At 61.2% G+C, this 12,608-nt stretch carries 10 protein-coding genes; 3 read left to right on the top strand and 7 right to left on the bottom strand.

The window, feature by feature from the left end:
- Positions 1 to 144 precede the first annotated feature (144 nt).
- Positions 145 to 1,017 carry a TIR domain-containing protein gene (locus tag FJY68_11375; protein MBM3332428.1) on the top strand — a complete coding sequence of 291 codons (873 nt, stop codon included), beginning with the start codon at positions 145 to 147 and terminating at the stop codon, positions 1,015 to 1,017.
- A gap of 372 nt (positions 1,018 to 1,389) precedes the next feature.
- On the opposite strand, the gene FJY68_11370 is transcribed toward FJY68_11375, so the two are convergent.
- The gene (locus FJY68_11370) at positions 1,390 to 2,679 is read right to left on the bottom strand and encodes a tetratricopeptide repeat protein (protein ID MBM3332427.1); all 1,290 of its coding nucleotides are present in this window, start codon (positions 2,677 to 2,679) and stop codon (positions 1,390 to 1,392) included.
- Positions 2,680 to 3,000: 321 nt separating this feature from the next.
- Between FJY68_11370 and FJY68_11365 the strand changes: the two genes are divergently transcribed.
- Both FJY68_11365 and FJY68_11360 read left to right on the top strand, forming a co-directional pair.
- On the top strand, positions 3,001 to 3,630 hold the full coding sequence (locus FJY68_11365; protein MBM3332426.1) for a hypothetical protein: 630 nt from the start codon (positions 3,001 to 3,003) through the stop codon (positions 3,628 to 3,630).
- Between the two features lie 183 nt (positions 3,631 to 3,813).
- Positions 3,814 to 5,550, top strand: a complete 1,737-nt coding sequence (locus FJY68_11360; GenBank protein MBM3332425.1) for a hypothetical protein — start codon at positions 3,814 to 3,816, stop codon at positions 5,548 to 5,550.
- A 448-nt stretch (positions 5,551 to 5,998) separates the two neighbouring features.
- On the opposite strand, the gene selD is transcribed toward FJY68_11360, so the two are convergent.
- The 6 genes from selD to lptC form a co-directional block, all read right to left on the bottom strand.
- A complete protein-coding gene (selD, locus tag FJY68_11355; GenBank protein MBM3332424.1) occupies positions 5,999 to 6,982 on the bottom strand; it encodes a selenide, water dikinase SelD in 984 nt (327 codons plus the stop codon).
- 66 nt (positions 6,983 to 7,048) lie between these two features.
- Positions 7,049 to 8,947: a selenocysteine-specific translation elongation factor gene (gene selB, locus FJY68_11350; GenBank protein ID MBM3332423.1), complete on the bottom strand. Its 1,899-nt coding sequence runs from the start codon at positions 8,945 to 8,947 to the stop codon at positions 7,049 to 7,051.
- Between the two features lie 78 nt (positions 8,948 to 9,025).
- Entirely contained in the window at positions 9,026 to 10,489 is a 1,464-nt protein-coding gene (rpoN, locus tag FJY68_11345) for an RNA polymerase factor sigma-54 (GenBank protein MBM3332422.1), read from the bottom strand.
- Positions 10,486 to 11,205 carry an LPS export ABC transporter ATP-binding protein gene (gene lptB / locus FJY68_11340; GenBank protein MBM3332421.1) on the bottom strand — a complete coding sequence of 240 codons (720 nt, stop codon included), beginning with the start codon at positions 11,203 to 11,205 and terminating at the stop codon, positions 10,486 to 10,488. Before lptB ends, rpoN begins: the two co-directional genes overlap by 4 nt.
- Entirely contained in the window at positions 11,202 to 12,161 is a 960-nt protein-coding gene (locus FJY68_11335) for a hypothetical protein (GenBank protein MBM3332420.1), read from the bottom strand. Before FJY68_11335 ends, lptB begins: the two co-directional genes overlap by 4 nt.
- Positions 12,162 to 12,164: 3 nt before the next feature.
- Positions 12,165 to 12,608: LPS export ABC transporter periplasmic protein LptC (gene lptC / locus FJY68_11330; protein MBM3332419.1), on the bottom strand; the 444-nt coding region annotated here is incomplete at its 5' end.

Below are 12,608 nucleotides of genomic sequence, written 5' to 3'. Positions count from 1 at the left end.
CCGCAAGCTGTCCGCCGTGAGCCGTAGGCCGGTATCCCCCACCGATTTGACACCCCCGCCCGCGAGTCGCAGAGTTTCCCCAATGTCGCTCTATGTGAACTGGGTCTGGAGTTCGGTCACGACCTCTGAACCCGAGGAGGTTCCGTGAAGGTCTTCATTAGTTGGTCAGGCGAATTGAGTAAGAGCCTCGCCCTTGCGCTAAGTAAGTGGCTCAAGACCGCGATACAAGCGTGCGACCCATACTTCTCGCCCGACGATATTGCCAAGGGATCGAGGTGGGCCAACGAGGTTTCGAGCGAACTTGACGCCTCAGGTTTCGGGATCCTCTGCCTTACGAAGGACAATCTCGACGCGCCCTGGATCATGTTTGAAGCGGGGGCACTTTCCAAGCACGTGGAAGTTGCGCACGTGTGTCCAATCCTGTTCGACGTCGAAAGGACGAAGATCAAGGGACCTCTAGAGCAGTTCCAGTTCACGGTCTTCGACCAGCAGGACATGCGTCGGCTGCTGCTATCGGTGAACGAGGCGCTAGGCGATGACGCTCTAGAAGACGACGTCCTGAATCGAGTATTCGAACAGTGGTGGCCCGTCCTAGAGCAGAGCGTATCCTCGATACTGTCATCTCACAAACCAGCAGACCATTCCCCCTTAAGGAATACAGACGAGATGGTAGCTGAAACCCTTGAGCGGGTGCGATCACTTGAAGGTCAGGTCGCCAGACTGGCTGTCCCGACACTCGCCGCAGGCGAGGCTGTCACGTCCCGTGCGCTTTTGGACGCCGCCAGAAAGCGCTTGGTTCGGCAGGCTCACTCGACCTTGTGTCTGGGCGCAGCTGATGCAGCCAAGATGGGTGAAGTCACCGCCGCGCTGACGGCCGCGGGCTTCTCCGGCCTTCCGTGCGCGTTACTGCCCTCAAACAAACACTACCATATCAAGCTCGCGGCTCTGGACGATAGTTCCAGGACTATATGCCTAGAGGTCGCGCGGAAACTCGTCGCGAATGCGAAGCTGATGTGAAGAGGCAGGAGGCGGGGGGAGAAACGGGGACACGATACTTAATTGCCTCCTAAGCGCGTCAAGATGTGGACCAGGGCCAGGCACCCCATTTCGGGAAGCTCCCACGAGGCATTGCAGATTGCAGACTGCAGATTGCAGATTGGCGCGGGCGTAGCCCGCGAGCTTCAAGCCGCAAGCCGCAAGCGTCAAGCTAGCCCAAGCGCAAGCACAAGCTCAAGCCGCAAGCTGTCAGCCGTAAGCCGGAAGCCGGTTTCCCCCGCCGATTTGACATGACCCAAGTTCCGCGTGTCCTACTCTCGATGGATGTCGGATTGACCCCGGCATTGACGGCAGCGGGAGATATGGGAAGTGTCCCTCTCCCCCTCCAATCGTCTAGCAGCTCGGTTTCACCGGCCCTCGACCTACTCCATCCAAGAGCTTCACAAGCTCGGTCACGAATTCCTCATCAGCACAGGCCTCTTTCAGCAACGCGTGCATCTGACCGCTTCCCAGCTTCTCCGCGCACTTGTGGAGCCCTGACAGACACTGCCTTGGCCCATCGGCCACTCCGATGGACAGGAAAGCGTGCAGAGCTTGCACGAGGTACGGCACGGCCCGTTCGCACACACCCTCGTCGGCAAGGACAAGCCCCAAGTTTCCCATCTGAATGGCCTCACCCTTCCTGTCGCCGATGTCGCGGACGATCTCCAATGCCTGCCCGTAGCACTTCAGGCCCTTGTCACGCTGGCCCAAGGCCCGGTAGATCATCCCGATGTTCCCCAGGGCCGCGGCCTCACGGCGCCGGTCGCCGACGGCGCGCATGGTTGCGTGCACCCTCCGCATGTTGTTCATGGCCTCATCGAACTGACACCTGTCATACTGGACCAACGCTACATTGCCGAGCTGAACCGCACGACCACGTTCGTCGCCCAATTCTCCGATAATCGCCAGTGCCGCTTCGTGCGTACGCAGTGCATTGCCGGCGTCGCCCTTCGCACGATAGACAACCCCGATATTGTTGAGCAAATCCGCCTCGTACTCCCTATTCTGGAGTTCGCGGGCTATCTGGAGAGCCTGTTCGTAGTGTGTCATGGCCTTGTCCAGCTCACCCTTGTCTTTGTAGATCGTACCGACGTAGCCAAGGACACGGACCTCGCCGGAGCGGTCGCGGACCTGCTGGCTGATCACGAGCGCCTCCTGGAGGTAGTCTAGCGCCTTGTCAAGCTCGCCCTTCGCCCGGTGGACGCTCGCTAGGTCGGCCAATGACACTGCCTTGCCTCGCCTATCCTCAAACTGGTCCGCCAGCCGGCTGGACTGTTCGAAGTTCTCCAGCGCCTCCTGCAGCCTGCTCGGTCTGTAGTAGCACTCGCCGATCAGGCTGAACAGCGCAACCAGTTCGGTCCCATGCGCGTGCTTTAGTGCTTCTCTGAAGTGCATAATCGCATCATCCCACCGATAGGCGTCCATCGCGGCCCTGCCGGCCTCATATCTATCCCGGAGTCGTCCACTCGATTGAGGCAGCCCGTCGAGATAGACCTGCAACTCACCCACTCTATCTGCCAAGAAGTCCACCTTGTCCTTAATACACTCCGCTTGCCTCTTCGAGGCGCTCTTGTTGTACAGGTAGACAGACACTCCGATGCCGGCGGCGGCACACACTACACCGATGATGATTCCGAGCACACGGCATTATACCAGAGGAGGATGCCGTGGCAATGCGGAATGGGCAGACCAGGAGAGGAATCAGGGACAGGGAGGAATCGGGCCAAGCACCCCATTTCGGGAAGCTTCCACGAGGCATTTCAGATTGCAGATTGTCGATTGCAGATTGGCGCGGGCGTAGCCCGCCTGCCACAGGCCGCAAGCCGTCAGCCGTAGGCCGAAAGCCGCTCTCCGCCCGTCGATTAGACACCCCCGCTTCATGCCCCCTTGATGCGGTTGACGGCAAAGACGGTTGACATTCTTCACTGCGGCCTTACCATTAGCTGACGTACGGGAGGCATTGTGAGGAAGATTCTGGCCCTGTCCCTGCTGCTCGTGGCGGGCGCGTCCGGCGCCCTGACTCCGTCGTCCGCTTGGTCCGGATCGTATGACTATGATGTCGGCCTGGTTGACTACAAACCCTTCGATACGATACTCGTAGGCGACACCTACACTTTCGACCGGGTGGCCGTTCGCAATTACTCCGTAGTGCCGGCCTCCGTCACGTTCCACCTGACGCTCTTCGGCCCGGACTCAGTCATCGGCTACGCGGACAGTCGTGATCTTGTACTGCCAGTCGGCGTGACCGACACCGTCTATTGGCTATACATGCCCACGGTTTTCGAGAGCGCGGGCGTCTGCCTCGTGTGCTGCTGCACGCTCGAATGGTCGCAGGACCAGAACCCGGCCAACAATGGCGGGAGGAAGCACGTCGTAGTGCTGCCCCGCCCCGGTGTCAGGACCGCGGAACCCGCGGATTGGGAACCGCATCGAGCGGTCACCTCTACCTCGACCCGAGTACTCCGGGCCGGAGAACCGGGCGCGACCTGGTACACGCCAGCAGGGAGCCGAGTCCGGGCAGCAGCGGCACGCACCGGCGTGTACGTGGTCCGTGATGACCTGGCAGTCTACAGAGTCGTTCTTCTGCGCTAGGAGTGATTGGAAGGGGAAGCGGGAAGAGGCACCCCATTGCGGGAAGCTCCCACAAGGCATTTCAGATTGCAGACTGCAGATTGCAGATTGGCGCGGGCGCTGCCCGCGGGCCACAAGCCACAAGCTGTCAGCCGTGAGCCGTCAGCGGTCACCATAGTCGTCATTGCGAGATAGGAAGGTCCTGTGAAATACATGAACGCGTTGTTTGTCTCATTCTGCCTGGCTGCAGCCGCTTCGGCCATCGAGACGCCGCGCGAGACGCAGTTGCATCGCATGAGTCAGGTCGAGAACAGCAATAGGGCCGTGACCCAATTCCTCAAAGGCCTGAGCATCCCATTCAAGTCCGATACCATCTACGTCTTCATCGTGCCGCCGATGACCGCCGCGAGAATTGAAGGAGGCATCAACCCGTTCACCAAGCTTCTGCGGCAGGCAGGCGTGAAGTCAGACATCGTCACCCTGGCCGTGTCCGAGAAGAGACGCGCGGCGCAGTCGTATCTGAGGAGGCGAACCTTCAGTAGCGACTACAACATCGCCGCAGATACCGGGCTTCTGAAGTCCTTCGTATTCTCCGCCGGAATGCTGCAGGTGCCGTTCGTAGCGAAGTTCGCCGTCAAGACCGGAGAGATGCTGTCTTCATACTCGCTCATGGGCTCCGTAGACGCCGCGACAGTTGCGTGGTTCATTTCCGACACTTCCAAGCCCAAGGCAGAACGGCCGGCGAGCATCAGACCCAGGCTGACCCGTATCAAGACGAGTTCATACAGGCCTGCGGTCGCGAGGCGACTGAAGCTCTTGGACACCGATGAGTACCCGCTTTCGACGACCTCCCACGTCAGCGTCAATCCTTCTGGCACGCGGTTCGCATTCTGGGACAGGCTGACGTACTACGTATACGTCTTTGACCTGACGAACGGCAAGATGCTGATTGCTCTCCACCCCGACTCAAGTGAGGAAATGAAGTTCATCAGCCTACCGCCGTCCGCGTACCGATCACTGAAGCAGATGAACCTGGTCAATCCGATGTACCTCACCCAGTTTTTCACCGACGACACGACCCTGCTGATCACGGCCTCGCTCCCGGCCATCTCGATGGAAGTGACGAATAACGACACGAACGTAGGAATCTCTAACTCACCCGTGATCATCAGAAAGAGCATCAGCAACAACTCCGTGCTGGGATTCGTGAGCTTCGAGCACTATCCTGACAATACGCCCGGGTCATACACCCACGGGAGTGCCTCTTTCGTGCCCCAAGGCGGTATGATGTTCCTTCCGTATATCAGGGGCTGGCCGCAGGGAACCCAGTTACTCGACGAGAACACGCCCGCTGACGCGAATCCGTTCACCGACCAGTTCTACGAGAGAAACACGTACCAGTTTGCGGCCTACTCGCTCGCCGGCGAGTTCAAAGGATTCTGGGGCAGACTGGCTCCACGGTTTGAGACGCTCAGACTCGGCTACCTGAGTCGTGGTGGGCTGGTCAGGTACCATCGCGGCAGATACTACCTGAGCGACCAGTACTCGGGAAAGATATACGCCTACGACGAGAATGCGTCGCTGCGCGACTCGATACGGATATTCGATGAGCCGCCGGTGACGGTTCCCGCCATCGACCGGACTAAGGACCCGGAACGCTACATACTGGAGACCTTCAAACAGAACTTCAAGGCGCGAATCGCGGACTTCCTGGTTACGGATGACTACGGCTACGCCCTGGTGCTCTGGGACGAGAGCCAGCCGATTGTCTACAAGGTCGGCGTCAATGACCACAGCACACGCAGATATGCCCTGCCGAGCAGGTTCCAGAACAGAGAAGCGAAACACTGCCTGCTTAGGCAGACACCCACGGGAGTGGTGACGGCTTCACTACTGGAATCGCCGGACGAGACCTACTACTGCGAGTTCAAGTTGCCCTAGGAAGTCCGGACTTCCGAGCAACGGCGACACGATGCTTATTAGGTTCCAAGACGCGTCAAGATGCTGTCGGTCCAGGGACATGTCGGTCCAGGGACAGGCACCCCATTCCAGGAAGCCTCGGGACATCGCGCTGCCGCAGGCAGCGAGTGAGCAGTTAGGAAGGTAGTAGTGAGCAGTTGTCCGGCCTCAGACCACAAACCGCAAGTTCCCGCCCCGCCGATTTGACATCCCTGTCCAGCACTAGGGATTTCGGATAGCAGATTGTGGGCCGCGTCTGCCCTGTCATCAGCGCCAGCTGCAATCCGTAGGCCGAGGACGGTCAGCCGCGCCCGGCGGGCTTAAGTTCAGGGGGGCGCACTCGCACCCAGGGCTACATCCCAAAGGCGGTTTTTGAACGGACACAGAGACCCAGAGTCTCGGTACCGGGCCAGTAAGGCCGGAAGGCTGCCTACACCGAGACTTCTATGGTACCGGGCCTGCCGGCGTCGACCGAGCCGACTACGGCAGCGAGGATGTCCGAGTCCTGCGCCCGGCGCTGGAGTTCGGTGACGCGGTTCTCGGGCAGTGCTACAAGCAGCCCACCCGAACTCTGAGATTCCCAGAGTATGTTCCTCAGCGCCGGTTTGATGTCACCCATCCACTCCACCTTGTCGCCGAACGAACTCTCGTTCATCACTACGCCCGCATCTACAAGCGTCTCGGCCAACGCCAAGACCCTGGGCAGCAGGGGAATTGCGGGAGCATTGAACCGCAGTCGCACTCCGCTACCCTGGGCCATCTCCTGAGCGTGGCCCAGGAAACCGTACCCAGTAATGTCGGTGGCCGAGTGGACGTCGCAGGCGAGCATTATCTCCGACGCCACCCGGTTGAGTTGCATCATGGAGGCAGTGGCGGCCTTGTACAGCTCCGCGTCGACCTCGTCCTGCGTCATCATCGCCTGAGCGAATACGCCGCAGCCGAGGGGCTTGGTCAGCACCAGCACGTCTCCGATCTTTGCCGCCGCGTTGGTGACAATCCGCTTCGGGTCGATCCAGCCGGTAACCGACAGTCCGAACTTGATTTCCTTCTCGTTGAACGTGTGTCCGCCGGCAATGACTGCGCCGGCCTCGGTCACCGTATCCTGCCCGCCGCGCAGTATCTCGGCCAGCACCTTCTTGTCCATCGGGCCAGGAAAGCCGACTATGTTCAGAACCGTCAGCGGCTTCCCGCCCATCGCGTAGACGTCCGAGAGCGAGTTGGCGGCCGCAATCCGGCCGAACGTGTACGGATCCTCGACCATCGGCGTCAGCAGGTCAACGGTCTGGACCAGCGCCAGCCCGTCCTGCAGCAGGAACACGCCCGCGTCGTCGGCCGTGCTGATGCCGACGAGCAGCCGCGGGTCGTTCTGGGGTCTGAGCCCTTCGAGCGCTTGCGCTAACTGCGCCTTGCCCAGCTTGGACGCTCAGCCGGCGCAGGTCACGGTCGCGAGAATGCCGCGTTTTGCCATGGTTCCTTTCTCCTATGCGGGCTTCTGTCTGAGGACGCGCACTTCGCCTCTACGCTGAGTGATGCCGCGAGAGTCGAGGTAGTTGAGCAAAGGGATGAGGTACTTCCGGGTCGTACCCAGTTCCTGCCTGATTTCAGAGGCGGTCAGCTCGGGCTTGCGGGCGAAGAGCGCCCGGACCTTCTGCTCGGCCAGTGCCACTGCGTCACGGTGTAACACGACCGACTCACCCACGTCGACCAGGCGACCGGACTCGAGCAGGGCAACCCGCACCTGCTGCCCCAGCTTCTTCTCCACCCCGGCCAGCGCCTCTTCGAAACTCGGGGGCGAGAAACCCATTTCCTGGAACAGCTTGTCGATGCGGCTGTACTCCTTCTGTAGCGCCGGGCCCAGTTTGATCTGGTGGGTCGCCAGCCGGACCCGATCATCTTCCATCACGACCTGCTTCTCGCTCAACAACGCCGCCAGCACGGCCTCAAACAGAGGAGCAGAGAAGCCCGGGGCCGCCTTGGAGCGAAGCTCGGGGCGCTTCAGTCCGAGGCGAAGTGGGTTCTCTTTGTGGAACTGCTCGAGTGTCGCAAGAGTTGCGGCGCGTGCTTCCGCGACCATCTTCTCGTGGACAAGAAACTCCTTGCCCTCAAACTCAAGCCTCTGCGCCCGGTTGGTTGTCACGAGCAGACCTAGCATCTCTCCCGCGTCCGCGTCAGCCAGGGCCAGGTCCTTGGCCCCCTGGGCGAGTGTCTTGGCGTCGAATCGGTGTTTGAGCAGATATTGCTCGAGCACGCTGCCCGCCTCGCCGGTACGGAGCGCCCTCAGCCGTTTGACCAGGTCCTCGTCGAACCGCCGTTCTTTGGAGGGATGGGCTTCAAGCACGATGCCTCCACCGATGGTCTGCTGGGGCGCGAACGTCCGGATGACGTAGTGGTCGTTCCAGTCACACACGACCGGCTCCTCGGCGCGGACCTGCACCAGCGCCTCCTGGCCAGGGGCCACTTCCTTGGTATCGAGCAACGCCACCCGGCACATCACTTCGGCAGTGCCGATGTGGAGCTTCAGCCTGGCCAGATTCCGGAGCGGCTTCTCGACCGAACGGAGCAGGTAGAAAGTCGCGTTGAAGTTCATGGTTGGCGTGTAGTAGCCGGGAGTCGCAAGCACGTTGCCACGGACGACGGCTTCTCGCTCGACGCCCTGGAGGTTGAGCGCCGCCCGCTCGCCCAGCCCCAGCGTTTCGAGCATCTGGTTGTGCCTCTGGATGCCTCTGACCCGCACGTCTCGCTTCTGAGGAAGCAGATCCAGCGTGTCGCCGACGTGGACGTGCCCCGACAGGACCGTGCCTGCGACGACCGTACCGAACCCCTTCATGGAGAAGTTCCGGTCCACCGGCATTCGGAACACACCCCGGTCCGTCTTGGCTTCCACCTTCTTCGCCAGGTCGACAATTGCCTGCCGCAGCTCAGGCACGCCCTGCCCGGTGATGGCGGAGACAGACATCATCTGCGCCCCCTCGAGGAAAGAGCCCTTGACCATCTCGCCCACGTCCAGCTTCACCATTTCGATCCACTCGTCGTCGACCAGGTCAGCCTTGTTGATGGCGACCATACCTTTCCTGATGCCCATCAGCCGGCAGATCTCAAAGTGCTCGCGGGTCTGGGGCATCACGCCATCGTCTGCCGCCACCACCAGCAGCACGAGGTCGATGGTACTCGCTCCGGCAAGCATGTGCCGGACGAAGCGCTCGTGCCCGGGCACATCGATCACCGTGATCTCGGTCCCGAGAAACGCGAAACCCAGGTCTGTGGTCATCCCGCGCTCTTTCTCCTCCTTCAGGCGGTCCGGGTCAGTACCTGTCAGCGCCTTGACCAGCGCCGACTTGCCGTGGTCGATGTGTCCGGCCGTGCCGACCACAACGTGCATCTACGGCATCCTCAGGGTCTCAGTTCCAACGCCCAAGTCGCGGACCCGCGATCCCGCCGTAGCGCACCCGCAATCGTCTCAGAAGCACTTCCGGTCATTGCACGCCGGAACCCCGAGCTCGGCCCGGTACTTGGCCACTGTCCGGCGGGAAATACTGATACGCTCGGTCTTCAGCATCGTACATATCTCGTCATCACTCAAGGGCTTCTGCCTGTCCTCCGCGTTGACTATTGCCTGGATCTTCTGCTTTATGCTGGTGCGCGACTTGTCCCCGGCCCCGGCCTTGAAGAAGTAGCCGAACGGAAAGATGCCCTGATCGGTTTCAAGGTACTTGCCAGCAATGGCGCGCGAAACGGTTGAAGCATGTACCCCGATGACGTCGGCGGCCTGTCTCAGGGTCGCCGGCTTCAGGTGCTGCTTGCCGTGGAGAAAGAAGTCGCGCTGCTCATCGATTATCAGTTCCACCAGCCGCTTCAGCGTCCGGCGTCGCGACTCTATGCCCTTCAGGAACATCAACGCTCGCTGCAGTTTCTGCCGCGCAAATTGTACCTGCTCCGGCGTGTATGACTTCGGGCTCTTTAGAATCTCGATGTAGCGCTGTGAGAGCCGCAGCCGCGGAAAGCGCTCGTCATTGGCGCTGGCCACCAGCGTATCGCCCTGCCACTCCACCGAGAAATCTGGTGAGACATAATCGGGCGTGCCCGGAGCGAAGCAACGGGCCGGGCGCGTCTCGAGAGTCATCAGGCGCTGCACTGCCCGCCGCACTTCGTCCTCGGTGACCCCGCACAACTTGGCAATCTTGGCGGTTTGCTTCTTCACCAGCAGATCCCAGTGGTCGGTCAGGACTTTGCGTTCGAGCGAGGCGGGATCAGCGCCGGCGAGTTCCAGCTGCACAAGGAATGATTCGCGCCGGTCGTGACAGGCTATGCCGCCGGGCTCCAGCCTCTGGATGGCGTAGAGAATCGACCGGAGACGCTCCGGGTCGACGTCCTGCTCCCGGGCAATCTCGTCGTCGGTCATAGTCAGAAACCCGTCGTCATCGAGTGACTCGATTACGTAGGCGGCCACCCGGGCATCGTCTTCGCTCAGCACACTGCGAAGGTGCGGCATCAAACACTCGACCAGGCGCTGTGCGGGCCCGGCCGCGAGGTCGACGGCCGACGCCTGCTCATCGTCGGACTCGGCTACCGCACGTACCGCGGGCGACCACCCATCATCCGGCATCAACTCCCCGATGGTGTATTCCTCGCCGGGCTTGGTTTCGATCTGGGTCTCGTGCGTCTCTGGGGCAGGCGCATTCTCCGCCGGGACCGGTGCGACGGCCTCAGGCACCGGCTCTGAAAGCGAGGCGACCACCTCGGCTTCCACCGTGGACGGGCTGCCGTCCGATTCCTCGAGCGCCGGGTTCTGCTCCATCTCCTCGCGCACCAACTGTTCAAGATCGAGCGCCGTAACCTGCAGCAGCTTCATCTGCAGTATCAGCTGCGGCGTCAGACGCATTTCCAACTGCTGCTTCAGATCGAGTCCGAGACCCATCCTCATATCCGGAACCTCTCGCCCAGATAGACTTGTCTCGCCTTCTCATCCTTGACCAGGTCATCCGAAGTGCCGGAGAGAAGGACGCGGGCATCATACATGATGTAGGCCCGGTCGGTGATCTCCAGTGTCTCACGGACGTTGTGGTCGGTAATCAGAATTCCGAGCCCGTCGTCGCGAAGCTTCCGGACGATATCCTGTATCTCAGCCCGCACAATCGGGTCGATGCCGGTGAACGGCTCGTCCAGCAGGAGGAATGAGGGACGGGAAGCAAGCGCCCGAGCCAATTCCACCCGCCGCCGCTCGCCTCCGGAGAGGGTGCCGCCGCGCTGCTTCTTCAGCTGCCCGACGTTGAACTGCGCCAGCAAATCCTCGACCCGTCTCGCCCTCTCTGCCTTCGGCACGCCCAGCATTTCCAGGATCGCCTTCACGTTCTCCTCCACCGACAACTTGCGGAATATCGAAGGTTCCTGCGATAGGTAGCCCAGACCGAGCCGGGCGCGCTGGTAGACGGGCATCCGCGTGATATCATGCCCGTCCAGTGTGATCGTACCCCGCTCCGGCCTGATGAAGCCGGTTATCATGTGGAAAGTCGTCGTTTTGCCCGCGCCATTCGGCCCCAGCAAACCGACGATTTCGCCGCGATTCAGCTCGAGGCTCACGCCGTCGACGACCTTGCGCTCCCCGTAGCACTTAACCAGGTCCCGGGTCTCAAGCTTCACGGTAGCTCCCGGTCCTGTGGGCGGTCCTCGCTCTTGCCTTTGCCCGTACGTATCAACTGCCCGGAACTCAGCGCGGTTACCTCCACCTGGTCAATAGCGCCGCCCGCAACTCGGAGCTCGATGGCCCCGCCCGCTACCACGATTGAATCACCGCCCTCGGTCCGATACTCACCGGTTGCCCGGTTGCGGATGGTCACACGTTCCAGCACCCCGTTCCTGACCCGGAAGGTCATCGTATCACCGCTTGCACGGCTCACGCTGTCGCGCACCCGCGGGTTGCCCAGTGCCTGGCCCGAATCCGGCCCGGAGAAGAAGTCGATCGTATCACACTCCAGTTCGGTCGAGCCCGACTTCAACCGGACATCGCCATGGGCGAAAGCCCGAGCTCCCTTCTCGTACCAGAGCATCTGCCGGCTGGTGACCTGGGCCGAGTCCCTGTCCCGCCGCCAGGTCAGGACCGGGCTCGAATCAACTATCCCGACGTCGTCTTTCAAGTCGTATGTACCTCTTCTGCCTGTCAGCCGGAAGCTGCGATCGACGTTCTCCAGCTCGAGACCGGAATCGGCCAGCACCGACTTCTGCGTGGAACGGTAGAGCAGCTTGGGGGCCCGGATGTCGAGAGACTCCTGGCGAACGCGAACGTTGCCGAACAACTCGGCGGTCTTGTCGGAGAGATTGTACCGGGCAGAATCGGCCCATATCTGGGCGTCGGGATTGGTGATGTTGACCGCACCGCTGATGAGCGCGATGCCCTTGCCCTCGTACATCCGTGCCAGGTTCGCGTTGATCCGGGTATCCTGATCCGCGACTACGACGCTGTCGCGGAACACGGTTGCGTCGCCTTCGGGGGTGCGCTCGATGGACATGTGCTTGGCACTGAGCCGGGAAGCGACGCAGAAGCCGACGCACAACGCCAGCCCCGCCGCCAGCAGCGCGGTCGTTCCCGGATGTCTCACTCTCTACTTCCCGGTTTCGAAATCGTAGTCCGACGTGCCTTGAACCGGGCTCAAAATGTCGATCTTGGTCAGCCCGGCATCGGACACCAGTCCCTTGCCCTCTACCCTGCCTCTTGGAGTCTCGATCACCAGGTCGGCGTCGGTCCGAACCAACCGGCGTTGATTGCTCCAGGCAAGTGAATCCGTCTTGAGCACTGTGCTGTCCGATGTCCTGACAACTACCTGACCCCGAGCAACCAGGTCTTCGTTCTTCGAGTATATCGACCCTTCTTCTGCCACCAGCGTGGAGTTCACTCCGCCGACTTCATCATAGAACAGCACCCGCAGATCGGAAACATCCACCCGCGACGCGGGGTCGTAGACGTATGCTCTCTGCGCCTCGAGTGTGTACAACCGCTTGCCGCTGGAGCTCTCGTGCAGAGTGAAGGCGTCCACTTCCTGGTTCGG

It is taken from the genome of candidate division WOR-3 bacterium, from assembly GCA_016867815.1.
Taxonomy (GTDB): domain Bacteria; phylum Hydrothermota; class Tepidihabitantia; order Tepidihabitantales; family Tepidihabitantaceae; genus UBA2258.
Note: the sequence above shows the minus strand (reverse complement) of the source record. Positions and strands in the feature narration are given on the sequence as shown.